This is a genomic window from Halalkalicoccus sp. CGA53, from assembly GCF_036429475.1.
Classification (GTDB): domain Archaea; phylum Halobacteriota; class Halobacteria; order Halobacteriales; family Halalkalicoccaceae; genus Natronorarus; species Natronorarus salvus.
In genome coordinates this window covers 1,667,716-1,693,061 of the sequence record NZ_CP144125.1, presented here as the reverse complement: position 1 = coordinate 1,693,061, position 25,346 = coordinate 1,667,716, and the positions used below count along the sequence as shown (strand labels likewise).

Annotated in this window: 22 protein-coding genes and 1 tRNA gene; 9 read left to right on the top strand and 14 right to left on the bottom strand. The window is 66.2% G+C overall.

All coding sequences use genetic code 11. The features are described from left to right. Positions 1 to 30: 30 nt before the first annotated feature. The gene (locus V2L32_RS10165) at positions 31 to 855 is read left to right on the top strand and encodes a M55 family metallopeptidase (RefSeq protein ID WP_331236378.1); all 825 of its coding nucleotides are present in this window, start codon (positions 31 to 33) and stop codon (positions 853 to 855) included. A gap of 29 nt (positions 856 to 884) precedes the next feature. Here the strand turns inward: V2L32_RS10165 and V2L32_RS10160 are convergent, their stop codons facing one another. After that, a complete protein-coding gene (locus tag V2L32_RS10160; protein ID WP_331236377.1) occupies positions 885 to 1,964 on the bottom strand; it encodes an NAD-dependent epimerase/dehydratase family protein in 1,080 nt (359 codons plus the stop codon). A gap of 188 nt (positions 1,965 to 2,152) precedes the next feature. On the opposite strand from V2L32_RS10160, the gene V2L32_RS10155 reads away from it, so the two are divergent. Further along, positions 2,153 to 3,352 carry a hypothetical protein gene (locus tag V2L32_RS10155; RefSeq protein WP_331236376.1) on the top strand — a complete coding sequence of 400 codons (1,200 nt, stop codon included), beginning with the start codon at positions 2,153 to 2,155 and terminating at the stop codon, positions 3,350 to 3,352. Between the two features lie 59 nt (positions 3,353 to 3,411). Continuing rightward, positions 3,412 to 5,292, top strand: coding sequence for a CocE/NonD family hydrolase (locus V2L32_RS10150; RefSeq protein ID WP_331236375.1), 1,881 nt, complete (start codon positions 3,412 to 3,414; stop codon positions 5,290 to 5,292). A gap of 27 nt (positions 5,293 to 5,319) precedes the next feature. On the opposite strand, the gene V2L32_RS10145 is transcribed toward V2L32_RS10150, so the two are convergent. Continuing rightward, positions 5,320 to 5,724: a CBS domain-containing protein gene (locus V2L32_RS10145; protein WP_331236374.1), complete on the bottom strand. Its 405-nt coding sequence runs from the start codon at positions 5,722 to 5,724 to the stop codon at positions 5,320 to 5,322. Positions 5,725 to 5,847: 123 nt separating this feature from the next. On the opposite strand from V2L32_RS10145, the gene V2L32_RS10140 reads away from it, so the two are divergent. Further along, positions 5,848 to 7,020: an MFS transporter gene (locus V2L32_RS10140; protein ID WP_409348437.1), complete on the top strand. Its 1,173-nt coding sequence runs from the start codon at positions 5,848 to 5,850 to the stop codon at positions 7,018 to 7,020. Between the two features lie 738 nt (positions 7,021 to 7,758). On the opposite strand, the gene V2L32_RS10135 is transcribed toward V2L32_RS10140, so the two are convergent. After that, positions 7,759 to 7,831, bottom strand: a tRNA-Gln gene (locus tag V2L32_RS10135). Between the two features lie 161 nt (positions 7,832 to 7,992). Between V2L32_RS10135 and V2L32_RS10130 the strand changes: the two genes are divergently transcribed. Both V2L32_RS10130 and V2L32_RS10125 read left to right on the top strand, forming a co-directional pair. Continuing rightward, complete coding sequence (locus tag V2L32_RS10130) at positions 7,993 to 9,054, top strand: zinc-dependent alcohol dehydrogenase family protein (protein ID WP_331236372.1); 1,062 nt, start codon at positions 7,993 to 7,995, stop codon at positions 9,052 to 9,054. 3 nt (positions 9,055 to 9,057) lie between these two features. Next, positions 9,058 to 9,411: a hypothetical protein gene (locus tag V2L32_RS10125; RefSeq protein WP_331236371.1), complete on the top strand. Its 354-nt coding sequence runs from the start codon at positions 9,058 to 9,060 to the stop codon at positions 9,409 to 9,411. A 10-nt stretch (positions 9,412 to 9,421) separates the two neighbouring features. Here the strand turns inward: V2L32_RS10125 and V2L32_RS10120 are convergent, their stop codons facing one another. The 6 genes from V2L32_RS10120 to V2L32_RS10095 form a co-directional block, all read right to left on the bottom strand. Then, positions 9,422 to 9,856, bottom strand: coding sequence for a metal-dependent transcriptional regulator (locus V2L32_RS10120; RefSeq protein ID WP_331236370.1), 435 nt, complete (start codon positions 9,854 to 9,856; stop codon positions 9,422 to 9,424). A gap of 111 nt (positions 9,857 to 9,967) precedes the next feature. Then, positions 9,968 to 10,468 (bottom strand): ferritin-like domain-containing protein, encoded by a 501-nt coding sequence (locus V2L32_RS10115; protein ID WP_331236369.1) that lies wholly within the window; start codon positions 10,466 to 10,468, stop codon positions 9,968 to 9,970. Between the two features lie 71 nt (positions 10,469 to 10,539). Next, the gene (gene sufD / locus V2L32_RS10110; protein WP_331236368.1) at positions 10,540 to 11,751 is read right to left on the bottom strand and encodes a Fe-S cluster assembly protein SufD; all 1,212 of its coding nucleotides are present in this window, start codon (positions 11,749 to 11,751) and stop codon (positions 10,540 to 10,542) included. Beyond that, positions 11,748 to 13,166, bottom strand: coding sequence for a Fe-S cluster assembly protein SufB (gene sufB, locus V2L32_RS10105; protein ID WP_331234889.1), 1,419 nt, complete (start codon positions 13,164 to 13,166; stop codon positions 11,748 to 11,750). Before sufB ends, sufD begins: the two co-directional genes overlap by 4 nt. Before the next feature lie 31 nt (positions 13,167 to 13,197). Next, positions 13,198 to 14,118, bottom strand: coding sequence for an ABC transporter ATP-binding protein (locus V2L32_RS10100; protein ID WP_331236367.1), 921 nt, complete (start codon positions 14,116 to 14,118; stop codon positions 13,198 to 13,200). A 99-nt stretch (positions 14,119 to 14,217) separates the two neighbouring features. Next, positions 14,218 to 16,935 carry a DNA-directed DNA polymerase gene (locus V2L32_RS10095; protein WP_331236366.1) on the bottom strand — a complete coding sequence of 906 codons (2,718 nt, stop codon included), beginning with the start codon at positions 16,933 to 16,935 and terminating at the stop codon, positions 14,218 to 14,220. 250 nt (positions 16,936 to 17,185) lie between these two features. Between V2L32_RS10095 and V2L32_RS10090 the strand changes: the two genes are divergently transcribed. From V2L32_RS10090 to V2L32_RS10080, 3 genes are read left to right on the top strand one after another with little or no spacing between them, the layout of a single operon-like run. Then, entirely contained in the window at positions 17,186 to 17,359 is a 174-nt protein-coding gene (locus tag V2L32_RS10090; RefSeq protein ID WP_331236365.1) for a DUF7331 family protein, read from the top strand. Positions 17,360 to 17,399: 40 nt separating this feature from the next. Further along, positions 17,400 to 17,753, top strand: a complete 354-nt coding sequence (locus V2L32_RS10085; protein ID WP_331236364.1) for a DUF7322 domain-containing protein — start codon at positions 17,400 to 17,402, stop codon at positions 17,751 to 17,753. Positions 17,754 to 17,789: 36 nt separating this feature from the next. Then, a complete protein-coding gene (locus V2L32_RS10080; protein ID WP_331236363.1) occupies positions 17,790 to 18,209 on the top strand; it encodes a DUF7346 family protein in 420 nt (139 codons plus the stop codon). A gap of 266 nt (positions 18,210 to 18,475) precedes the next feature. On the opposite strand, the gene V2L32_RS10075 is transcribed toward V2L32_RS10080, so the two are convergent. The 5 genes from V2L32_RS10075 to V2L32_RS10055 all read right to left on the bottom strand — a co-directional run bounded on the left by V2L32_RS10075 (position 18,476) and on the right by V2L32_RS10055 (position 25,316). After that, positions 18,476 to 19,441 carry a magnesium transporter gene (locus V2L32_RS10075; RefSeq protein WP_331236362.1) on the bottom strand — a complete coding sequence of 322 codons (966 nt, stop codon included), beginning with the start codon at positions 19,439 to 19,441 and terminating at the stop codon, positions 18,476 to 18,478. 156 nt (positions 19,442 to 19,597) lie between these two features. After that, a complete protein-coding gene (locus V2L32_RS10070) occupies positions 19,598 to 20,590 on the bottom strand; it encodes a TSUP family transporter (protein WP_331236361.1) in 993 nt (330 codons plus the stop codon). Between the two features lie 294 nt (positions 20,591 to 20,884). Next, entirely contained in the window at positions 20,885 to 23,557 is a 2,673-nt protein-coding gene (gene rad50 / locus V2L32_RS10065; RefSeq protein ID WP_331236360.1) for a DNA double-strand break repair ATPase Rad50, read from the bottom strand. After that, positions 23,554 to 24,975, bottom strand: coding sequence for a DNA double-strand break repair protein Mre11 (mre11, locus tag V2L32_RS10060; protein ID WP_331236359.1), 1,422 nt, complete (start codon positions 24,973 to 24,975; stop codon positions 23,554 to 23,556). Before mre11 ends, rad50 begins: the two co-directional genes overlap by 4 nt. Before the next feature lie 74 nt (positions 24,976 to 25,049). Next, positions 25,050 to 25,316, bottom strand: a complete 267-nt coding sequence (locus V2L32_RS10055; protein WP_331236358.1) for a MarR family transcriptional regulator — start codon at positions 25,314 to 25,316, stop codon at positions 25,050 to 25,052. Positions 25,317 to 25,346 lie beyond the last annotated feature (30 nt).

Sequence of the window (25,346 nt, the reverse complement as noted above, 5' to 3'; positions counted from 1 at the left end):
AGCTTTTTGACCCCTGTGCGCAGCGGAGGCATGCGAGTGTTCGTCTCCGCGGACATGGAGGGCGTGAGCGGTATCGCGACCGCAGCGGACGTCGTGAAGGGCTGTGAGGAGTACCCTCCGGGCCAGGAGCTCCTGCACGGGGACGTGAACGCCGCGGTCGAGGCCGGTGCGATCGATGTGGTGGTGAACGACGCGCACTCGACGATGCGGAACCTCGATCGGAGTCGGCTCGACGATCGGGCCGCGTTGATCCGCGGCAGCACGAAGCCACGGTCGATGGTCGAGGGCCTGTGCCGGGACCACGACGTCGCCCTCTTCGTCGGCTATCACGCGATGGCGGGTACGGAGAACGCAGTGCTCAACCACACGTTCCTCGCACACGAACTGCTCCGGCTTCGCGTGGACGAGGACGAGGTGGGCGAGCTCGGGTGGAACGCCCGGTTCGCGGCGGCACTCGGCGTTCCGGTCGGCCTCGTGACCGGCGACGACGCGACCTGTGCGGAAGCCAGCGTGGAACTCGGGGAGGTGGAGACCGTCGCGGTGAAGGAGGGGATCGACCGCTTCAGCGCACGGTGTCGGCCGGTCGAGGAGTGCGAGGGTGAGATCCGCGAGGCGGCCAGGAGGGCTGTCGAACGGGCCGGGGAGTTCACGGTGAGGGCGCCGGACGAACCGACGCGGATCGAGGCGGACTGGTCGGCGACGAACCACGCGGCGCACGCGGGCGGCCTGCCCGGGATCGAACGGGTCGACGGACGGACGACGGCCGTCGAGGCCGAGTGCTACCCCGAGGCGTTCGAGCGGGCGATCGCGATGTGCCGGGCGGGTGCGGCGGGCAGAAACGAGTTCTACGGCTGAGCGTCGTCCCGCGCGGAGCGGCCCGATCGCTACGTCTTAAGGCGGTCGAGCAGGCGCGCTTCGGCCTCCCGTCTCGGGTCGTCGACGCGTCCCGGCCGGCCGCTTCGCAGGCACTCGGCGACGGTCCGCTCGATCGCTCTCTCGACCCCCGTCGACTCCCAGCCGAGCGACGCGAGCTTACACGTCTCGAGCACGTGCGGGTAGCCCGTCATCGGGTGGTGATAGAGAGGGAACTCACCGGGCGAGAGTCCCACGCCCGCGAGGTCGCGACGGCTCGCGTGGACGACCTCGACCTCGGCGTCGAGTGCCTCGGCGATCAGGACGACGACGTCCTCCAGCGTGCAGACGCGCCGGTCGCCGACGTTGTACGCCCCGCCCGGCCGCCCACGCTCGGCGACGGTCCTGATCGCCTCGGCCACGTCCTCGACGTACGCCCGGTGCCAGATCGCGGTCCCGTCGCCCGGAACGACGACGCGGTCGGAGCGGCGGATCCTGTCGATCCAGTAGTCGTGGTGGCCCTGGATACCCGAGACGTCCGGCGCCCAGGACGCGGGGATCCCGTCCTCCCACGGGGCCGTCCCGATCGCCTCGTCGGCACGTTCCTCCGTGATCTGTGGGCCGTAGACGACCGTTGGACGGACGCTCGTCGCGGCGACGCCCCGTTCGGCGGCCGTGGCGACGATCCGATCGCCCTCGGCCTTGCGGGGGCCGTAGCTCGCCATCGAGCCGTCTGCGGCCTGCTCCGGGGTACACTCGTGGAGCGGCGACTCCTCCTCGCGCTTCGGGATCGCTCGTCCCCGGTAGGCCGCCCCGCTCGAGACGTAGACGTACGCGTCGACCCCCTCGAACGTCTCGACTCCCACCTCGACGTCTTCCGGATGAATCGCCGCGCAGTCGACGACGACGTCGGGGTCGACGCGTCTCGCCACCGCGGCGAGCGCCTCGGGATCGGTCCTGTCCACGGTGACGGCCTCGACGCCCGGGTCGGCGAACCGAAACACGTGGCTGCCGCGGCTCGCCGCCGCGACGTCGTAGCCGTGGTCGAGGAGCGTCCAGACGACGTGTCGGCCGACGAAGCCGGTGGCACCCACGACGAGCGCAGAACTCATGCGAACGGTACGCGCGGGTCGGTATTAGCCGTACCCCGCTCGGGACGGTGCACACGCCGGCCATCTCTCGACCGGTCACCCGTTCAGCGACGTCCCCCTTCGCCGGTGTAGCCCCTGCCAGAAAGTTCATTACTGGGGATCGGCAGGTCCGGATAACGTATCCGATATGATGAGGTGTTTTGTCTGAGATGAACCGGCGACGCTTCCTCGCGAGCCTCGCGGGGGTGGGCGGTGCGACCCTCGGCGGGGGCGCCGCTGCGCTCACGATCGGTGCCGGCCGGGTCGCCGCGAGCGCGAGACGGCGTGCCCCCTCCGAGGTCCGGATGGGGACGCTTCCCTCCGGGGCGAGCGTCGTCGCTCGGACCGGCGACCGGGTGACCGTCGACGTTCGCCCGGACGGATCGCTCCCGGCGGGACGGCTCGTCGGGAGCCGTCGCGAGACGGGAAGCGGCGACCTGCTCGAGCGGGTGGACGGACCGGTGGTCGATAGCAGGGGACGGGTGACGCTCCGGTTCGATCGGCCGCGGACGAACGGGCGTTGGCGGTACGTGATCGAGCTGGAACGGGGGACCGACGCCGCCTACCTCTGTGAGTCGGACCCGCTCGTCCGATCGGGAGACGTCGGCGTGACCGACGCCCCGGTCGAGGACGCTCCGACGTCCGGGAGGTTCGACCACGGCCTCCGGTGGGTGGGTGAGGGACGGTACGAACTGACGCACGTCTGGCGCGACGACGAGGGTCGGCGACGGCGACTCGACTACACGGTCGGGAAGTCGGCCTACGAGCGCTCGCGGCGGCGACCCCGGGGGTACATCCGGTCGTTCGCCGACGCCTCCGCGAACCGGTACGCGGGACGACTCGGGGAGCTGATCGCGACCGAGACGCGACGGATGGACGAGCCGATCGAACCGGGCGAGAGAGCGGAGCTCGACGAGAGCGAGGCGTTCGCGCTCGCGGTCAGGTACGTCCAGTCGATCCAGTACGCCCTCGACAGCGAGGTGAAAGGGACCCACGACTACCACCGAACGGTCGAGGAGACGCTCGTCGACTGTCTCGCCGACTGCAAGGACGCCACCTACCTGCTCTCGGGGATCCTCTCGCAGGGACCGTTCGGCTACAGGACGGCGCTGGTCTTCCTGGCGAATCACGTCTTCCTCGGGGTGCGTGCCGAGGACCTTCCCGACGGCTACGGGGACGCGGGACGACTGCCCGTCCTCGACGGCGCGTACGTCCCGATCGAGACGACCGCCCGCTGGCCCGTCGGCTCCTACCCCGAGCGTCCGATCGTCGCGCTCTTCGACGGCGAGGACTGGGCGTACGTCAACCGCGACGCGATCGGACCGACCCTCGAAACGCAGATCGAGCAGTTCCGCACCCACTACGGGTAGGTCGCGGCGATCCGTTCCGCGAGGTGGGGAGTTAACGGAGCACACAGCGAGTGTCTCGTATGGCCAGCGATCCCGAGTACGGGACGGCAGTCGCGTTCGACCGTCGCGTCGAGACCCGCGACGGCGTCTCGCTCTCGACCGATATCTATCGACCGGCGGACCCGGAGACCGGCGATCCGGTGGAGGAGCCGATGCCGGCGCTGCTCGAACGCACGCCGTACGACAAACGGGCGAGAGAGCGCGTCGAGAACGCGGGGCGGTACTACGCCGAACGGGGCTACGTCGTCGCGCTCCAGGACGTCCGCGGGCGGTACGCGAGCGAGGGAGAGTTCTACCTACTCAGAAGCGAGGCCGAGGACGGGGCGGACACGGTGGAGTGGCTCGCCGACCGCCCCTACTGCGACGGACAGGTCGGGACGATGGGCACCTCGTACATGGCCTGGGTTCAGAGCGCGCTCGCCACCCAGGACCCGGAGGGCCTCGCCGCCATGTTCGTCAACCAGGGCGCTGCGAGCGCGTGGGAGGCGACGCTGCGCCACAACGGCGCGTTCGAACTCCGATGGCTCACCTGGGCGCTCACCCTCGGCGCGCCCGGCGCGCAACGCGCGCTCTCCGATCCGGACCTGCGTCGGAAGCTGGCCGCCACCGACACCCGCGACGTGCTCGCGAACGGTCCCGTGATCGAGGGGCAGTCGCCGCTCTCGCACCTCCCGAACTACGAACGGTACGTCTTCGACTTCGCGACGACCGAGGGCGAGAGCGAGTTCTGGGACTCGCCCTCGCTGAACTTCGCACGCCACTACGACGTGATGGCCGACGTCCCCACCGTCTACTCGGGGGCCTGGTACGACTCCTACGCGAAGGCGACCGTCGACAACTTCGCGGCGCTCAGTGAACGGACGGAGAGCGACCAGTTCCTGATCATGGGGCCGTGGACCCACGGCGGGCAGTCGACCTGGACGCGGACGTTCTCGGGCGAGACGGACTTCGGAGAAGCGGCGGTCATCGACCACCTGGAGACGAGACTACGCTTTTTCGATCACTACCTGAAGGGGAAAGACACCTGGGCAGACCAGCCCCCCGTGAGCTACTTCCGGATGGGAACCGGCGAGGGCGGACTCGCACCCGGCGGTCGGCTCTCCCACGGCGGCGAGTGGGCCAGCGGAGAGGAGTGGCCGCTCTCGGGTACCGAGTTCAGAACGTACTACGCTCACGGCGACGGTACGCTCTCATCGAATCGGCCGGACGCGGAGGACTCGGCGACTGCCTACGAGTTCGATCCGAGGGATCCAGTCCCGACGATCGGCGGCAACTGCTCGTCGTACTACACGCTCGAGCCCAGGCGAGAGTCGATCGAGGAATGTCCGCTGGCGGATCGACCGACGCTCTCGATCACCGGACGCGGCGGCCACGACCAGCGCACGCGGCCGGAGACGTTCGGGGCGGATCCACCGTACGGTCCGCTGGAACACCGGTCGGACGTCGTGGCGTTCAGGACGGCCCCTCTGGAAGCGCCGGTCGAGATCGTCGGGCCGATCCGCGTCGTCGTGGAGGGATCGACCGACGGTCCGGACACCGACTTCACTGCGAAGCTGATCGACGAGTATCCGCCGGACCCCGAGTTCCCGGAGGGGTTCGCGCTCAACCTCTCGGACTCGATCTGTCGGGGTCGGTACCGTGGGTATCGACGCGAGGCAGAGTTCCTCGATCCGGGAGAGGTCTACGAGTTCCCGATGGAGCCGTACCCGACCGCCAACGTGTTCGGGGAGGGCCACCGGATCCGCCTCGACGTCTCCTCGTCGAACTACCCGCGCTTCGACGTCAACCCCAACACGGGTGGTCCGCTCTACGGCGACCGTGCGTATCGTGTGGCGACGAACACGGTGTATCACGAGCGCGAGCACGCGACACGAATCGAGTTGCCGGTCAGGTCACGGTAGGTCGGAGGAGAGGTCGACGGGAGCCGACTACGACGGGCTCGGCGTCTCCGCCCGCGAGAGGTACGCCGTCAGGTCGGTCGTCGTGACGATGCCGATGACGCCCTCGGTTTCGTCGACGACCGGGAGGTGGTGAAAGCCCTCCTCGATCATGGCGTCTGCGGCCTCCTCGATCGAGGCGTTCGCCGTCGTCGTCACCAGCTCCGTGCTCATGTACTCGCTGACGGGCACCTCGCTCGCCGAGGTTCCCTCCGCACCGAGGCGGACGAGGTCGGTCGCCGTGAGGATCCCGACGGCGTGGTCCGCCTCGTCCGTGACGATCACCGATCCGATCCCGTTCTCGACCATCGCCCGGGCGGCACGCTGTGCGGAGGCCTCGGGCGAGACCGTCTCGACCGGCGAAGACATCAGGCGTCCGACGAAGATATCGGTCATGTCTCACCCGAGCGCCGGAGCGGTGATAAGCGTTGGCGCGGCGGCACGCGACGCGCTCGCCCTGCCCCTATCCACACGCTCATCCCGCTGGCGGTAGTGCTCGAAGGTGACACCTCCGATCCGATGGTCTGGGCTTACCGACACACCGTTCTCGTTCTCTGTACCGTGGCTTTCTTCGCGACGATGGTCGCACGACTCGCGATCAGCCCCGTCGTCCCGGCGATCAACGCCGAGTTCGCGGTCTCGAACACCGTCATCGGGGTCGCGCTGTCCGGGATGTGGCTCGCCTACGCCCTCTCGCAGTTCCCCAGCGGGGTGCTCGGCGACCGCTACGGCGAACGGCTCGTGATCCTCGTCGCCGTCGGTGGGACCGCGGTGACGAGCCTGCTGCTCGCACTCTCGCCGGTGTTCGCCGCGTTCGTCCTCTTCGCCGTCCTCCTCGGCGGCGTCGCCGGGCTCCACTACAGCGTCGCGACCGCCCTGTTGACCCGCACGCACGACGACATCGGGACCGCGATCGGGATCCACACGATCGGCTCGCCCGCGGCGGGACTGGTCGCCCCGATCGCTGCCGCGTGGGTCGGCTCGCAGTACGGCTGGCGATCCGCCGTCGCGGTCGGCACACTCGTCGCCGTCCCCGTCTTCGTGCTCTTCGCGCTCCGGGTCCGGCCGACCGAGCCACAGCGTCCGGCCCAGCCGATGCGCGAGCGCTTCGAACTCGCCCCGACGCTCTCGCTGCTCGCCCGGCCACCGATCCTCTTCACGCTGGTGATGGCGCTCGTCGGGGCGTTCGTCTGGCAGGCGGTCGCCTCCTTTCTCCCGACGTTCCTGATCGAACACCGCGGGCAGTCGGCGACGCTCGCGGGCGTCGTCTTCTCCGCGTACTTCGTCGTTCAGGGCGTCGTGAAGGTCGGCGTCGGCGCCGCCTCCGACAGGTACGGCCGGGAGGCCGCGACCGCTGGCTGCATGGTCACCGCGGCGGTCGGGATGGTCGCGTTCGTCGCCGCACCCGGCCTCGTGGGGATCGCCGCTGCGGTCGTCCTGCTCGGGATCGGGCTGAGCTGGGCCGCCGCCGTCGAGCCGCGGTTCATCGACCACCTCACCGAGGAGGAACGGAGCACCGGCTTCGGCCTCGTGCGAACGGTCTACCTCGTCCTCGGTGCGTTCGGCCCGGTCGTCGTCGGCCTGCTCGCAGACCTCGCTGGCTGGGCGGTCTCCTTCGGCGTCCTCACCGGCCTGCTCGGGCTCGTGTTCGTTCTGATACTCGTGAACTGGGCGTTCGATCTGGGCTACTGAACGGACGACGAACCGCTCATCGGAGTGGGGCTCGGCAGCTCATGGAAGCAGACACATCACCTCCGTATACGTCGGCGATAGAGTAGCCTCGATCGAGTTCGAACCGCGCCGGGACGGTCCCGCTCGCCTCACGGTTCGCGAGAGTTTCGCTCTCCCGACATTAGGAAAGACGCAACGCGATTTTCGATCGATTTCACTCTGCTGCGTGGGTTGCGTCTGGGTACAGAGAGGGGAGAATGGAAGCTGTACCTCTGACCGCATCGGGATGCCGATGTGGGGAGTGGGAAGTCGATCGGCATCCCCGAGGTGTAGAATTCATCGAGTGTTATTGAACTCACACCCTATACGTATAGGTGATATTCGAACCGGGCGTGGAAGGCAGACGAGGGGACGTCGTCCGTCCCTCGAAACTGTCGGTCGTGATACTGCCGGCTGTGACTCTGTACGGATTCCCGGCACCACGAGGGTTCGATACCCCCGACCGACGTCCTGCCGACGGTATGAGGTGAGCCCGGAGGTTTCGGCACGAGAACGACACTCCTCGACACATCCGGTAGAGCCGTGTCGGCTTCGGTCGTAGTTCCCGGACGTTCCATTAGCAGAAAACTGCAACACGAAGTAGCTCGATCGGATTCGAACCACGGTCGTTTCGCTCGCCCGCGCTCTCTCCACTTCCTGATTCGAATCCGTTCTCGTCACGGTTTCGTGGCTCGCGACAGTGCTCGCCACGAAAACCGATAGCCCCGACCGGATTCGAACCGGTGTCAACGGCTCCAAAGGCCGTTATGATTGGCCGCTACACCACGGGGCTCCGGCGGGTCGGCCCGCCTCACACCGAACTCAACGGACCGGCCGACTTAAACCTCCCCGTTCCCGTGACCGGTCCGGTGGACGATCGACCGGTTATCTCCCCGCCCTATCGCACGGATCTCCCGGCATAGGGTTAAGAGCCCTGCCCGTGGGGGTACCACTATGCGAGCCGCCGTGTTCACCGGATTCGGCGAACCGCTCGACGTCCGTGAGATCGACGCGCCGGAGCCCGACTCCGACGGTGTCGTCGTGGAGGTCGAAGCCTGCGGGATCTGTCGCTCGGACTGGCACGGCTGGATCGGCGACTGGGCCTGGCGGGGCGTCGACTTCGAGGAGGGACACGTCTTCGGGCACGAACCAGCTGGGACGGTGATCGAGGTGGGCGAGGGCGTCGACACCGTTCGAGAGGGTGACCACGTCGCGGTCCCGTTCAATCTCGGGGACGGGACCTGCCAGCTCTGTCGGAACGGGCGCTCGAACGTCTGTGAGAACCGTCAGGGCCTCGGCTTCGTCGAGACCGCACAGGGCGCGTGGGCGGAGGAACTCCACGTCCCCGCGGCCGACCACAACGCCGTTGCCCTCCCCGAGGACGTCTCCTCGGTCGAGATGGCCGGACTCGGCTGTCGGTTCATGACCGCCTTCCACGCGCTCGCCCACCGCGCGGACGTCGGTGCGGGCGACTGGCTCGCCGTCCACGGCTGCGGGGGGATCGGACTCTCCGCGGTTCACATCGGCGACGCGCTCGGCGCGAACGTGATCGCCGTCGACCTGACCGACGAGAAACTCGACCTCGCTGAGGACCTCGGCGCCGTCGAACGCGTGAACGCCGCCGACGCCGAGGACGTACCCGAGGAGATCCGGGCGATCACCGACCGCGGCGCCGACGTCTCCGTCGACGCGCTCGGCATCGCCGAGACCTGCCGGAACTCGGTTCGCTGTCTGGCGACGACCGGCCAGCACGTCCAGATCGGGATGACGACCAAACGCGAGGAGGGCGAGGTCACCCTCCCGATCGACGAGATGGTGCTCAACGAGATCGAGTTCGTCGGCTCGCTCGGGATGCAGCCTCCACGCTACGACGAGATCTTCCGGATGGTCGAGACGGGCAAGCTCGATCCCTCGCTCGTCGTCTCCGAGCGGGTCGGACTCGACGGGATCACCGGGAGACTCGAGGCGATGACCGAGTTCGAGACGATCGGCATCCCCGTCGTCGATCGGTTCTGAGCCGTGAGTCGAGCCCACCGGACCGACGCCGGCCTCGCGCTCTGCGCGCTCTGCGCGTCGCTGGTCGCGCTCCGTCGGGCGGGGTTTCGGATCTCGCTCCCGAGTGCGCTCGGCGGGGCGCTCGGCACCCTCGCCTTCGAGTACGTCGCCTCGCGCCACCAGGAACGGATCAGGAGGTGGTGGTCGCGGCCGGACGTCAGGGCACTCACCGTCATCGGGACGCTCGCGCTCGTCGTCGGCTCGCTCCGGTTCCGGTCCGGTTCCCTCCTCTCGGCACTCTGTGGCGCGCTCGTCTGCTACCTCGCGCTGCTGGCCGGCGTCGCGACCGGCAGGGTGGCCCACCCGACCGAGTGGTGAGGGACCCAGATCAGTCGGCGAGCTCCTCGATCTCCAGGTCGATCAGCGCACAGACGTCGGCCTCGGGGTCGAAACAGTCCGGGCACTGGGGTTCGCGTTCGATGATCGTATCGAGGCGCTCGGCGACCGTCTCGTCGATCACCGCCTCGAGCTCTCTGGCTTCGGCGCGGAACTCCTCGACCTCGAGGACGTTCGCGAGGAAGCGCTCGATGATGCAGTAGGTCTGGAGCGCCTCGCGCGCGCGGACGATCCCGTCGTCGGTCAGAGACACCCCCTTGTACTTCTCGTGGTCGACCAGCTCCCGGTCCTGGAGCTTCCCGATCATCTCGTTCGCGCTGGCGGGGCTCACGTCGAGGCTGTCGGCGAGCGCCCCCGTCGCCGCCGGGCCGTTCTCGGCCCGCTGGATCAGGTAGATCGACTTGAGGTACTGGTCGGCTGTGTTCATTGCGACCACCTCTCGTGGTCGCCGTGAGCAGCGAACAGCTCCGCTGCGAGTGGGTTCACGGCGACCACCCCCGATACGTATCGTTTCCGTCCGACGCCTCCTCGCCCGCCGTCATTCTCGTTCCTCCATGATGTCTGCGACCTCCTGCGCCCCGTCCCTCTCCTCCTCCCGGATCTCCCGAAGCACGGAGAGCAGCCGCACGCGGTCCACGCTGAACTGTGCGTCGCTCTCTTCGATCGCCGTGATCAGGTCGTCGTAGAACTTGTACGCCGTCTCCTCGCCGTGGAGCTGGTCGTAGAGGATACCGTCGAAGTCCTCGGGTTTCGTCTGTCCGTAGTGGCCCCGCACGAGGGTCTCGATCTCCTCGAACGCGACGCTCTCGGCGTCGAGCGCGTCGATCAGTCCCTCCAAGCGCTCTCTGTGTTCTGCGGACTCCTCGGCGGCGTGATCGAGCAGCGCCACGATCCGCTCGTCGAGCTGTTCGCGCTCTTCGTCCGACAGTGATCGGTAGTGGTGGGCGGCGCGCGCCTCGACGACCTCTTCGAGGACGACCCCGATCTGGAGCAGGCGGACGAGCTGCTGGTCCGACGTGACGGTCGTCCCGACGCTCATACGCGCTCACTCGGGGCCGAGCCGTGAAAACGTTGTGTCCGTACGATACACCGAAACCCGTGCATGGCCGGCTATCGGAGCCGGCTGACGATACGTGCTTCGAGGTCCTCTCGGAGTTCGTCGACCTCGATCTCCTCTAAGACGGGCACGAAGAAGCCCTCGACGAGGGTGTTCCGTGCCTCGCGCTCGCCGATGCCGCGCGAGGTCATGTAGAAGAGGTCCTCGCGATCGATCTGACCCACGGTCGCCGAGTGGCTCGCCTCGGTCTCGTGGTTGTTGATGATCAACTTCGGGGAGGCGTCGGCCTCGCTCTCGTCGCTTAGCATCAGCGTGTTCTCGCGCTGGTAGGAGCTGGTGTTCCAGGCCTCCTTCCCGACGTGCTGGACGCCCTCGTAGACCGAGCGCGCCGCGTCGTCGAGCACCCCGCGGGTCACGAGGTCCGCGACCGTGTGCTCGGCGCGGTGCCAGACCCGGGCGTCGACGTCCAGATGCTGGTCGTTGTGACCGTAAAAGGCCCCGATGATCCGTGACTCGGAGCCGTCGCCCGCGAGCGTCGTCTCGACCGAGGCCTTCGTCAGCCGCGAGCCGAGGTTGCACTCGATCCAGTCGAGCGTCGCGTAGGTGTCGGTCTCGCCCTCCTTCAGCGTGTAGACGTAGGTCTCCTCCGAGAGGTCCTGCAGGCTGCCGTACTGCACGCTGGAGTTCTCGCCCGCCGCGATCTCGACGAGGCCGCTGTAGTATCGCTCGCCCTCGACGTTCTCGCCGGTCTCCTGTCGCTCGAGGATCGTCACCGAACTCGACTGCTCGGTGACGACGAGCGTGTAGTTGAAGAGCGACCGCGAGTTCATCGTCGTCCGGATCGTGACGTCCTCGGCGTCGACGCCCTCGGGTACGTAGACGACCGTCCCGGTCGAGAACAGCGCCGTCGAGAGCGCAGTCAGGTAGTTCGTCTCCGGATCGAGGATCGAGCCGAAGTGCTCCTTCACGAGCTCCTCGTGCTCCTGCAAGGCCTCGGCGAACGAGAGCACCTCGACCTCGTCCGGCCCGATCTGATCCTTCTTCTCGCGAGCGTCGAGCGGATCGACCAGCGACTCGAAGTCCAGGTCCGCGAGGTTCGTCCACCGCCGACCCGGCGTCTGGATCACCTTCGGCAGGTCGATCTCGTCCAGTGCGGAGAGCGCGGAGAGACGAGTCTCGAGCATCCACTCCGGCTCGTCGAGCCGGCTCGAGATCTCGCGGACCGTCTCCTCGGAGATCTCGGCATGCTGGATCTTCGCGCTCATCCGAGGCTGCCCTCCATCTCGAGTTCGATCAGCCTGTTCAGCTCGACGGCGTACTCGATCGGTAGCTCTTCGGTGATCGGCTCGATGAACCCCGAGACGATCATCTGTTTCGCGTCGTCGTCGTCGAGTCCTCTCGTTTGTAAGTAGAAGATGTCCTCGTCGCCGATCTTCCCCACCGTCGCCTCGTGCGCGACGTCGACCGTCGACTCGTTGATCTCCATGTACGGCATCGTGTCCGAGATCGACTCGTTGTCGAACATCAGCGCGTCACACTCCACCGCCGTCGACGAGTCGTGCGCGCCGTCGGCGATGTGGACCAACCCTCTGTAGTTCGTCCGACCGCCGTCCTTCGAGATGCTCTTCGACTCGATCGTCGAATTAGTACGAGGAGCGTTGTGGTAGACTTTCGCCCCCGTGTCGATGTCCTGACCCTCGCCCGCGAACGCGATCGAGATGTGGTTCGCCGACGCTCCGCGACCCTTGAGAATCGAACACGGGTAGAGCATCGTCGCTTTCGAGCCCATGCTTCCAGAGACCCACTCCATCCGCCCGCCGCGGTCGACGATCGCTCGCTTCGTGTTCAGGTTGAACGTGTTCTTCGACCAGTTCTGCACCGTCGAGTACTGCACGTGGGCGTCCTCACCCACAAAGACCTCGACACCGCCCGAGTGCAGGTTGATCACGTTGTACTTCGGCGCCGAACACCCCTCGATGTAGTGGACTTCCGAGCCCTCTTCAGCCACTATCAACGTGTGTTCGAACTGGCCCATCCCTTCGGAGTTCATCCGGAAGTACGCCTGAACGGGCATCTCCACCGTCACCCCCTCGGGCACGTAGACGAACGAGCCACCACTCCACACGGCGCCGTGCAGCGCGGCGAACTTGTTGTCGCTCGGTGGGACGCACGTCGTCATGAAGTACTCCTTGACGATCTCGGGGTGGTCTTGCACCGCTTGATCCATGTTCATGAAGACCACGCCCTTGTCCTCCCACTGCTCTTTCATGTTCTGGTAGACGATCTCGGACTCGTACTGCGCGCCTACCCCGGAGAGGGATTTGCGCTCTGCCTCGGGGATGCCGAGTTTCTCGAACGTGTCTTTGATCTCGTCGGGGACCTCCTCCCAGGAGTCGACGCCGCCACGGGTTTCGACGTCGGGGCGGATGTACGGGACGATCTCCGAGACGTCCAGCTCCGAGAGGTCGGGCTGGCCGGGCCAGTCGGTCGGCATCGGCATCCGCTGGTAGTGTTTCAACGCGCGCAGACGCCGCTCGAGCATCCACTCCGGTTCCTCCTTGTCTTCGCTGATCAGCCGGACGACCTCCTCGGTCAGCCCCTTCTCCGAGCGGAACGCCGATCGCTCCTCGTTCTTGTGATCGAAGCGCTCCTGGTTCTTCGTGAGTTCTTCTGAGCTCATTGTGTGTATTTGTATGGTAGTTTTGCAGTTATCAGGCCGTCTGGTAGAACTCGTCTCGGACCCAGTCGTAGCCCTTGTCCTCTAGCTTCTCGGCGAGTTCGGGTCCGCCGCTCATGGCGATCTGTCCGTCGAGCATCACGTGGACGTGGTCGGGCTCGACGTAGTCGAGGATCCGCTGGTAGTGTGTGATCTGCAGGATTCCGGTTCCCTGCTCGTCGCGCAGCGCGTTGATCCCGTGGGAGACGTCCTGCAGGCGGTCGATGTCGAGCCCGGAGTCGATCTCGTCGAGGACGGCGATCTCGGGTTCGAGCATCGCGGCCTGGAGCACCTCGTTCTGTTTCTTCTCACCGCCGGAGAAGCCGGCGTTGAGGTACCGCATCGCGAACTTCTCGTCCATGTCGAGCAGCTCCATCTTCTCCTGGAGGAGCTGCTGGAACTCGGCGACGCCGATCTCGCCGTCGTCGACCGGCCCCTCCATCGGGCTCGTGTCGTAGCCGGTGTCCTCGGACTCGACGCGCTCTGAGTCCTCCTCGTCGTCCTCTTCGAAGAGCTCCTCGCGCTCGCCGAGACGGGCGTTGACCGCCTGGCGGAGGAAGTTCGTCAGCGTGACGCCCTCGATCTCGGCGGGGTACTGGAAGCCGAGGAAGACGCCGAGCGCGGCGCGCTCGTTCGGTTCGAGCTCGAGTAGGTTCCAGGTGCGCTTGTCCGCCGGGATCTCGAACTCCTCGCCGAAGTCTCCGTCGTCGAGGTGGATCAGTACCTCGCCGTCGGTGACCTCGTAGGCCGGGTGCCCGGCGACGATCTTCGCCAGCGTCGACTTCCCGCTCCCGTTCGGACCCATCAGCGCGTGGATCTCGCCCGATCGTACCTCGAGGTCGACCCCTCGAAGAATCGTCTCCCCGCCCTCTTCTGCGACCTCCGCGTGCAGGTTCGTGATCTCTAGCGTAGCCATTTCTCTCACGCGTGGGGAGGGTCGTGCGACGCATAATGGTTTCGTATTCGGGGTGATCGGTTCTCGAATCGGGAAAAATAGTTCGCCGATGAAGAATCGTTACATGAAGCTCCCGAGGCCGGTCTGTTGCTGGCCGGTCCGGACCTCCTCCCAGGAGATTCCGAGCGCCTCGATCACCCGGGAGATCGGGTTCTCCAGCGTCTTCTCGAGCATCTTCTCGTAGTCGACCTCGAACTCCTCGGGGATCTCGTCGGCGTACTCGAAACAGATCACGTCCGGGTCGCGTTTGAACTCGTTGTAGAGGTCGTTCTGATGGGGGTCGAGCCCCTCCTCGGCCTCCAGTCGCTTGAAGAAGTCCGGGTGGACCTTCCGCAGGTAGAGCCGTTTCGGCTTCGAACCCCTGCCGAAGTTCGTCCCCAGGAACTCGTTGGCGTACTGTGCGCCGCGTACCTGCGCCGTCGCCGTGTCGTAGGCGTCGAGGCGCTTTCCGATCCCGCCCGGGATCGCGATCTCGTCGTACGGGAGTTCGCCCTCGAGGAACTCGGCGATCACCTCGGTGAGGTAGGTCGTCACCTCCGCTAACTCCTCCCCGGTGACGATCATCTCGATCACCCGGTGCTGGACCTCCTTCGTGATCGGCGCGATGTCCGATCGTTTGTACTCGAAGCCGGTGATGTCGATGTCGTCGACCTCCTTCCCCTCCTTCCAGACGATGTGGCCGGCGTACCGTTTCTTGCTCCCCGCCTGGAAAAACCGTCGGTAGAGCTTCTCGAACTCGATCTGGAAGCGGTGGTCGTCCGCGCCGAGCTCTTCGCGGGCGAACTCGTCGTACCGGTCGTTGATGTAGTCCTCTAACTCGAACGACTGCTCGATAACCTCCTCGGTCGAGGCGCCCCCGCCGAACTCCAGCATCACCGAGTCCGTGTCACCATATATCACTTCTTTGTCTCGTTCGTTCGCCGCCCGCTCGGTGAACCGGATCACCTCGCGGCCCGTGGCGGTGATCGCCGCGCCCATCTCCTGGTCGTAGAGCCGGAACCGGGTCCAGCCGAGGACGCCATAGAGAGAGTTCATGATCACCTTCACCGCCGCCTGCTGGCGGTCGTAGACGGTGTAGGTCTCGCTCCCGGGGTCGTGGTCGTTTCTGAGTACTTTCTTCTGCTCGCGCTCTGCGAGCAGTTCGTCGACCATCTCCCGGATGATCCCGTCCGGCTCCTTCCGGAAGTGGGTCCCGTTCGGCGCACGGTAGGTCTCGCCGTCGTAGCGCTCTGGATCGACCTTCGTCTCGGGGCTGGCGTTCGTCGTCACCATGCACATCGGGTACAGCGACTTCAGGTCGAGCACCGAGACCATCTCGCGAACCCCGGTGATCGGGTCGAACACCGCTCCGCCCTCGTACTCCTCGCCCTCGACGCGCCCCTTCGAGGGGAGCGCGAACTGACCGTGGACCTTGTGCAGGACGTACATGTCGACCGCGTCGCCGGGCGTGGTCGCGTCCTCGAGTTTGCAGCCGACGAACGTGCGGACCTCCTGCCAGAACGGGATGAGGTCCTGGCGGTCGTTGATCTCGACACAGAGTTCGACGTCGCGCAGGTTGTACTCCAAGAGGCGTTCGGGGTCCTGTTCCCAGAGGTCGCCGATCGCACCCGTGTATCGCTCCTTCCCGACGCCGAGTTCGACCTCCGCGACCGCATCCAGCCGGTAGGAGTCGAGTTCGGAGAACTTCGTCCGCTGGTAGGCATACAGCAGGTCGAACACCACCCGTCCCTTCACGTTCGGCCCGCCCCAATTGTTCCGCCAGACCTCGTTCACCCGCGAGAGACGCTCTCCCCGCAGGTCGTACTCGCTCCCTGAATCGAGGCGCTCCAGCCTGTCGAGCACGTACGGCGCGTCGAAGTCGTCGGCGTTCCACCCCGTCAGCACGTCCGGGTCGGTCTCCTCGACGTACGTGAGGTAGTCGTCGAGCATCGCCGCCTCGGTCTCGAACCCGCGCACGTCGACCGTCGTCTCGCCGGCGAGGAACTCGTAGCCGGCGAGCGCTTCAGGTACCGCCGCCTCGCCCGCGGGCGCGTCGAACAGCCAGACGACGTACTCCTCGCGCACCGAGTCGTGGCTGGTGAGACAGATGATCGGCTCCTCGCCCTCCTCCGGAAACCCGGAACGGTCGTCGACCTCGATGTCGAAGGTGTGGACCCTCGGTGGGATCTGCAGGTCGACCGCCTCGACCTCCTCCTCGTGGACGACGAGCGCGCCGTCGTCCTCCGACCGGCGGTTCGGGACGGAGACTCCACTGCGAACGTCCTTGTCGATCAGAAAGCGGTTCGGGAAGAGGATGTCCGCCTCGTAGTGGTCGAACTCGTCGCGGATCGCCCCCACGTCCCGGGGGGTCCGGCCGAATATCTTCGTCAACGACTCGCCGCGGATGCTCTCGTAGCCCTCCTGGCTGCCGGTGATCCGCCCGTCGGCGAGGTCCGCGTCGGTGAGGCTCTCGGTCGGGGCGTAGAAGTAGGGCCGAAAGCCGTAGACGCGGACGTGCTCGGCCGTGCCGTCCTCGCGGCGGCCGAAGACGTGGACGATCGGGCGCTCGGTCGACCCCGCTTCGGCGACCGTGTAGTTCACCTGCGTGACGGCGAGGTCGACCCGGTCGTCGACCGGCGGAAACGTCGCCTCGTCCGGATCGACGACCTCGTCGACGACCACGCCGCCGTTGCCCGCGGTCGCCTCCGCCTCGGCGGCCGCGTCCCGGTCGGCGTCGAGGTCTCGACTCGCGGCGTCGCCCGCACCCGTCTCGAACTCGGAGAGCCCCGACTGCTGCATACCCGGCCTTCGCCACCCCCCGGTATAGGCCCCACGGTCTGGGGTCCGTCTTCGGCCCACCCCGGCGAGCGGATCCGCTTCGAACCGGGGGAGAGTGACAAATTTCTGATATCGCATCGTTCGATTTATCTCGAGTGTGTCGTGTGAATACACTACTGAAGACCTAGTTCACCTAGTAGTCGTCAGATTCGACGGTCAGCAACAACACATATATCGTGCTATCGCGTACCACGTGACGGTGACGACGACGATGTCCACACGCACCGGAGACGAACGGAACGGTCGCGAGGAGCGTCCCGCCGGCGAGGCGGTCGAGCGCGTCGAGGCGTACGAGGCCGACGGGGGGCTCGTCCTCTTCGACGGCTACAACCCCCTCGCCTGGGTACACTCGTCGCTGACCGTAAGACTCTCCGATCTGACCTGAACGTCGAACCGCTTTTGACTCACCCCTCCGAACCCCGTTCGTGGTACTCGACGAGCGATCCGCACACGAGCCCGACGAACCCCAGATCGGACCACGCGTCCCCGACGTCGAGCCCGAGGACCACGGACTCACCGGACCCGAGGGAATGTCGAAGTCGCTGCTCAGGGCGTTCTGGACCCTCGTCCTCATCGCCCACATCGGCGTCTTCGGCGTCAGCGTCGGCCCGATGCTCGTCTACTTCAGGGGCGACTGGCGCCTCGGCGGCGCGCTCGCCCTGCTCGGCGTCTTCGCCCTCGCACACGGCCTCCTCTACTACTCCCGGCTCGACTTCGACGAGATGTACGGCGAGCAGGAAGGCGAACCCGGAGAGGGAGAGGGAGAGGACGAGCCGTAACAGAACCGCTTTCTTCCTCCCGAACCACGACCACGTATGCGAACCGTCGAGGACGACGAGGGCGGGCGGTATCTCCTGCGAAAGCGGTCGGCCGAGAGCAGCCTCGTCTTCGACCCCGAGACGGGCGAGGAGCGCTACGTCGAGAACGCCCGGCTCTCTCCCGTCGGCGGCGAGTCCCCCCTGGAGACCGCCGCACGGACCGTCTCTGCCCCCACCAGAACGCTGCTCTCCGCGGTTCACAACGACCGCGGGCTGGGCCTGCTCCTCGAACTCGACCGCCGGGGTCCGCTCTCGGTGCGTGAACTCATGGCCGCCTACGACCTCTGTGAGAGCGACCTCCACGGCCGGATCGCGGAACTTCACGTATCGGGACTGATCGAAGAAACGAGCGTGAACGGGGAGCGTGGCTACACGACGACCGACCTCAGCGAACGCGCGCTCGACGCACTGCGGTAGGGTCGACGGACGGATCCGAGCGTCTTCCAGTGGCCTTTCATCCTGGTCGGCGGTGACCGGTGAGAGACCTCGTCAAGGGTCTCGGGGGAGAGTTCGCGGGAGTAGGTTTCGGCCGTCGTTCGATGAATCGGCCGCTCACGAGAGAGACGTATCGATCATCGGTCGCTCCATCAGTTCTGAGTCGCGTTCGGAGCCGTACCGAATAGAAGGCACCTTCGCACCATCTCGGCCAAACCGACTCGTGGCTCGATCTCGAAAATCACGGATCAGAGCAGGGTAAGTGCGAACAGGAAGTAGATAGCGATACTGAAGGCGTCTTGAAGTGCGGTAGCAATCGGGCCACTGCCGAGTGCTGGATCCACGTTCAACAGAATGAACCCAACCGGGATGAGGGAGGCGAGGACGGTTGCCACGGCACTAGAAACGAACAGCGAGAGTCCGACGACGAAACCTATCTGTGGCGAGTCGACAATAGCTGTTGCGCCGAGCCCACCGAGGATCCCTATCATGGTTCCGAGGACGATCCCGACGAGGAGTTCTTGTTGGATGTAGCTACCGTAGTTGACGTCGGCGATCGCAAACGCCCTGATTGCGATGGTCTCCGACTGCGTTCCCACTGAATCGGCGATGTACGCGATGACTGGGGGAAAGAATGCGAGTGCGATCGTCTCTTCCATGGTCCCCTCGAACTGGCTCGTGATGACACTGAGAAGCAACCCGGCCACTAGGCCAAACAGGAGCCACGGGGCCCGGCTCCGGACGGCGATACGAACACGGGCGGATGTGTGGTCTACGATCTGATGCCCGGCCTTTCGTACCCCCGCACGGAGGAGTACGTCCTCGAAGTGTTCTCTGTGCATGGTATCGATGATGGCCTGGGAGGTCACGGCACCGATGAACTGCCCGTCGCTGTCGACGACCGGGATCTCGTCTCTGTCTTCTTTTATCGCGAGGAGTATGGCGTGTTCTCGGTCCGTACCGGACTGTAGCTGCGCACTCGCTGGCTCCATCAGCTGTGAGATCGGGAGGTCCTCCGTTGATCGGAGGAGAGCAGTGATATCGATACGACCGATGAGCCTCCTCCCGTCAAGGACGTAGATCGTATCCGCGCTCTCCCACGTCTGACCTACGAGTCGTTCACGAACGGCTGCTGAGGTATCTTCGGGCTGGCACGTGGGGACCCCCGTAGACGTGATGCTCCTGATCGACCCATCACTGGTTCTTGACGCCATCTCCGAGACTCATTCAAGTCCCATACGGATAACATGAGCCGGTGCTGGAAACCCGCTGTACTTCGCGGATTTCTGCTCTATGGGAACGAAATCAACGATCGGCTGCGGTGTTCAATTGACGAACCACGATTCCCTCGTGATGGCCTACCACGTCGATCACAGATCCAAGCCGAGAACAATCGCCGAGACGCCGATGAGGAATGCGTACCCGGGGATCACGTAGCGCCACACCGCGTTCGGTACGACTCGTACGAAAAACGGAGCGAGGACTGCTGCGAGGAAGCCACCGACGAATACCGATGGGAGAAGCAGCGGGTCTATTGCTACTCCGTGAATCGTTATCAGAAAAAAGGCGACGACACCGACCAACGAGACGATCCCTTCAGAGAGCGTCGTGATAGCCGTCGCACTCTTCTCGTACACTCCCGAAAAGAGTTGTCCGAGAGTGATCACGGGTCCGTATCCCCCACCGCCGATGCCCTTGTTCACTCCTGCCAGTAGGGCAAAGCCGACCAACACCTTCGGGCGGTACGTGGCGCTTGTTCCGATCTTCACACGAATCAGCCCGCTCACGCCCATGAGAACCACCACACTCCCGACGTAGATTTTAATGAGACTCGTATCGAGTTCGACCGCTGCGTAGACGAGGACGATCGAAGCGAATACAGCGACCGAACCGATGGTCGCGAACAGCGCCACCAGCTTGGTTGCTTCGTTACTCGGGTCCAATTCGAAGTGTACGTTATCGAATTCGTGGTGGACGAATCCGGCAACGAGTCCCGTCATCATCTCGGAGAGTAAGAGAATTGGAACGACCTGGAGCGGTTCGTAGCCGAGAATGAACAACAGCGGAGCGAGCGCCGTTCCAAATCCCATCCCGGCCGACGAATCGAGCCCCTCGAAGACGAAGGCGATAACGATCACGACCGGAAGTATCTGAAACGCAGTTCTCCCGGCCGTCTGGGCGACAGTTGCGTAGATAGCCACGAGAACGCCGACGTACAGCGCACCGATCAACGCGAGTCGTTTCAACGTAGCACGTGAAACCCGACCCCGTTCGAACGCGGTCCGTTCCCGGTCGAGTTGTTCCGCGCGAGAACCGATTTTCCGACGGTGTTCCGAACGTTCATCCGTCGAGCTCTCGGCCATCTACTAACACTCCCAATAGGAAGAAGACGTCACAAACCGACGTTCAGAGCGCCGTGACGCTCGTTTGCCAACTCCGGCGATCAGAGATGCGAGGACGGCCCTGACGAGCGTTGGGACCCCAAACCGGCTACGTACCGGAGGCATACTCTCCATAACACGCGGATATCCAATAAAACGCTATCCGTGGATCGTGGTAGGTCCCACGTAGTGGGAAGTATCCTCCTGCCACGAGCGGGAGTCACGATAAAAGGAAACGGGACCCGTGATCCGTCGTCCGACACCCGCGACCTCGATTCAGTCGCCGACTGTCACCGCAGCTGCGCTCTCGCGTTCGACCGACGACCGGTTCGACGTCGGGTCCTTCTCGACCGTGACCAGTCGATCGGCCGCGCCGATGAGCTCGTCGTCGTGGCTGACGACGACGATCTGATCCACCCCGAGCGTCCGCATCGCCTCGATCAGCTCGACCAGCTGGCGGACGTGGCCCGAGTCGAGAAAGGTCGTCGGCTCGTCGAGGATCAGCGGCGGCATCGGCGCGGTCCCCTCGATCCCCTCGGCGAGCAGGCGGTAGATCGCACACCGCAGACTGAGGTTGAACAGCGCGCGCTCGCCCCCCGAGAGCTGTTCGGGATCGAGCGCCTCGCCGTCCTTCTGATAGACCGTGAGCTCGTACTCGCCGGTCAGCTCGATGTGGGCGTAGGAGTCGTTTCGGTACACCAGGTCGAACGTCTCGTTCAGCATCCGTTCGAGCGTCTCGACGTTGCGCTGGCGGAGTTCGGCCCTGAGTGTCGCGTACATGCTCTGGAGCGCGTCGACCTCCTCGTAGAGCGAGTCGAGCGCTTCCAGCCGCTCCGCGATCTCCTCTCGACGCCCGCGAAGTGCGTCGAGCTCGTCGAGTTCGCCGCGCACGCCGCCGATCCGGTCCCGGAGCTCTGCCTCCTCGCGCTCGAGCTCCGAGAGCTTCGTCTCGACGCGCTCGAGGTACTCCTCGGCCTCCTCCCGGTTCGCCTCCGCCCGCTCGATCCGCTCGGGGTCGTACTCCGCTTCGAGCTCATCGATCCGCTCGCGCTTCTCGGCCAGCCGTTCGCGGCGCTCGTCGTTGAGCGCCGCCTTCGACTCGCGGCCCTCGCCGAGGCGGTCGATCTCCGTCTCGAGCTCCGCGATCCGTTCGCCGAGGTCCGAGATCCGCTCGACCCGCCCGATCCGCTCGGCGAGCGCCTCCCGATCCTCGTCCAGATCGGCCAGTTTCGCCTGGTGACCCTCGGCACGTTCGCGTGCAGCCCGTGCCTCCTCCCGTGCCCTCTCCGCGTCGTCGTCCAACTCCGCCGCGTTCTCTCGGAGCGCCTCGACCCGTTCGCGGTCTGCCTCGATCGAGGAGGCGCGCTCCTCGACGAGCTCCGAGAGCGTCGAGCGTTGCTCGCGCAGGCGTTCGATCTCCGTCTCCGCGTCGCACAGCTCCTCCGCCGTCTCGATACCGGGATCGAGGCGCTCGATCCCGGTATCGAGATCGGCCACACCTCCCTCTAGCGAGTCGACCCGTTCCCGATCCGCCGAGAGCGAGTCGACGTGCGGCGACCCCTCGACCGGCTGGCCGCACTCCGGACACTTGCCCTCCGAGAGCAGTCGCTCGGCCTCCGCTACTCGCTCGCGGGCGGCCTCGAGGCGCGCACGGAGCTCCGAGCGCTCTTCGCGTAACTCGTCGCGTTCGTCCTCGAGCGCCCCGAGGTGTGCCTCGGCCTCGCCCCGCTCGATCGGTGCGTCGGCGAACTCCGCTTCGAGGTCGGACGCTCGGTCGTCGAGCTCCTCGATCGCCTCCCGCCTGCTCGCGAGCGTCGTCTCCGCCTCCTCGATGGAACTCGAGAGCCCCTCGGCCTCCTCGCGGTTCGTCGCCGCTCGCTCGGCTCTGTCCTCCGCGCGCTCCTCGGCGGCGGACGCCTCGCTCGCCGCCTCCTGCTTCGCGAGGCTCGCCTCGCGGATCGCCTCGCGAACCGACTCCACCTCGTTCTCCAGCTCGGAGCGTCGCTCCTCGATCGCACCCGTATCGGCGTCCGCGTCGAGCGGACTCTCGGCGAGCGCCTCTCGGCGCTCGTTCCGGAGCTCTCCCTGCTCCTCGCGGCGCTCCCCGATCCGCTCGCGCAGTCGCTCGCGTTCGCGTTCGGTCTCGGCGATCGTCGCACGAAGCGATTCGACCTCCGATTCGAGATCGGAGAGTTCCTCCCTGCGCGCTTCGTGTTCTTCGAGTATCTCGATCGCCGCGTCGCGGGTGTCGCGTGCGCGCTCCCGGTTCCCCTCGAACCGCTCGACCTCCGCCTCGACCTCGTTCAGTTCGGTCTCGAGCTCGTTCAGTTCCGCGGGGAGTCCCTTCTCCTCTTTCGCCTCGATCTGTGCCTCGATCTCGGAGAGGCCGCCGCGGACGTCGCTTCGCACGTCCTCGACGCCCAGCCGGGCTTCGTTGGTGCGTTCTCTGTACTCCTCGAGCGTTCCGAGCTGGAGCAGTTCGTCGATCGTGTCCTGGCGTTCGGCCGGCGTCGCGTGGATCAGCTTGTTCACCTCGCCCTGACGGACGTACGCGCAGTTGACGAACGCCTCGTCGTCCATCCGCAGGAGTGCCGATATCGTCCGCTCGACGTCGCGCGCACCCTCGATCGTCCCGCCGGGGGTCTCGAGCGTACACCGGGCGGTCGTCGCCCGGTCGCCCGAGAGCCGGATCCGCCGCTCGAGGTGAAACGACTCCCCGCCGTGGGTGAAAGAGAGCGCCACCTCGCACTCCTCCTCGCCGTTCGTTATCGCCTCCTCGAGCGTACCGGAGAGCGCCGACGAGCCGTAGAGCGCGAAGAAACACGCCTCGAGCAGCGAGGACTTCCCGCCGCCGTTCGGCCCGTGGATCACCGTCACCCCGGTGTCGAGGGCGAGGTCGCACTCGCCGTAGGGCTTGAAGTTCGAGAGGCGGAGTCGGTCGACCCTCACAGGTACTCCTCCATCGAACGCTGGTCGTCGCCCTCGGAGTCCTCGGTCTCCCCCGGCTCGCTCTCCTCGCCGCCGTCACTCGCCGCCTCGGCAGCCTCCGAGCGCCCGACCGCCGTCGCGGCACCGTCACGACCGTCCGCCTCGGCACCGTCGACCGTCTCCGTGGCTCCACGGGATTCACTCGTGTCCTCCGCCGGATCGTCTTCCGCCCCCGTTCGGAGGTCGGCCTCCGTCCCCGAGACCGCCCCCTCCTCTGCTTTCGACTCGTCCACCCCCTCGAACGCATCCAGGTCGTCGAGGCGCTCCCGAACCGTGTCGGCGACCGCCATCCGGACGGTCGAGTCGGCCAGCTTGCTCGCCCTGACCGTCTCGTCGACCGCGCTCGCGACCGGGCTGAGCCCCATCTCCCGCACCCGCTCTCTGACCGCCTCGTCGGGGTCGGCGAACGAGACGTCGATCTCGGTACCCGATTCGACCTCCCGACGGTCGTACATCCGCGCGACGAGCGCGCCGCGGTCGGTCGCGTACCGTTCGACCTCCGCGGGGGTGATCGGCTCGCCCTCCCCCGCGACACGGACGATCACGACCGCGTCCTCGAGTTCGTGCTGGCCGACGCGTTCGAGCACGCGGTCGACCCCCTCGCCCTCGCCGAGGTCGACATCGCAGAAGACGAACGGACGCGTCTCGATCCCCCGGCGGGCGATCCTGACGCCGTCGCCCGTGGTCCGTTCGCCGCTCTCGTCCCCGCTCGAACCGTCGTCGAACGTGACGAGGTTGTAGCCACGGTCGTCCTCCTCGCTCGCGCTCGCGCGCTCGGTCGAGCCGGGGTAGGTGACCCACGTCTCGTCGACCCGCTGCTGACCGGGCACGTGGTTGTCGCCGAGGAGCAGGGCGTCGAACTCGACCGTCGAGCGCGAGAGGAGCTCCTCGGTGTCCCAGTTCGCGTGGGCGAACGGCTCGAACAGGCCGTGCGATACGAGGACGGCGAACTCGCTCTCCGTGGGCTCGAACTCGTAGGAGAGCTCCTCGCGCTGGGACTCGGGGACGTGGTCGAGGCCGTAGAAGCTGACCTCTCCCACCACGGTCCCGCACGCGTCGAGACGGGTCGCGAGGCCGAGGCGTTCGTAGAGGTCGAGCCACTGGTCGCTTCTCGTCCCCTCGTGGTTGCCGACGATGGCGAGGAACGGGATTCCTGCACCCTCGAGCGTCCGGAGGGCGTCGAGCGTCCCGAGGAGGTCGACCAGGTCGGGTCGGCGGTCGTGAAAGAGGTCGCCGGCGTGGACCACGGCGTCGACGTCCTCGTCGATCGCGTCGTCGATCACCCGTTCGAAGGCGGCGAGGAAGTCGGCCCGGCGCTCCTCTCGGTGGTACTGCCGGTAGCCGATGTGGGTGTCGCCGGTGTGGATCACCCGTGTCATCCCCCGTCCCTACCCCACCCTCGCCTAAAGGGGTTCTGAGAGCGGGGTGAAAGTGAGCGGAGTGAACCGGTGGGTCAGCGCGCGTCGATCGAGAGCGAGTAGAGTCGTTTCCTCGCGTCCGAAAAGGAGAAGCGCGATTCGACGACGCCCACCTCCTCGAGTCGGTTCAGCGCGTATCTGACGGTGCGCGGCGGGAGCAGGGTTTCTTCGGCGAGCTGGCTCTGCGTCAGCGTCTCCTGGTACTCGAGGACCTTCGCGACGAGCTTCGCACTCGGGGGAAGCTCCCGCACCGCCTCCCAGCCGGGGTCGGTCTCACCTGAGGTCGCCTCTGACGTACTCATGTGGTAGTCGCCTACGGAATACGAGACGAT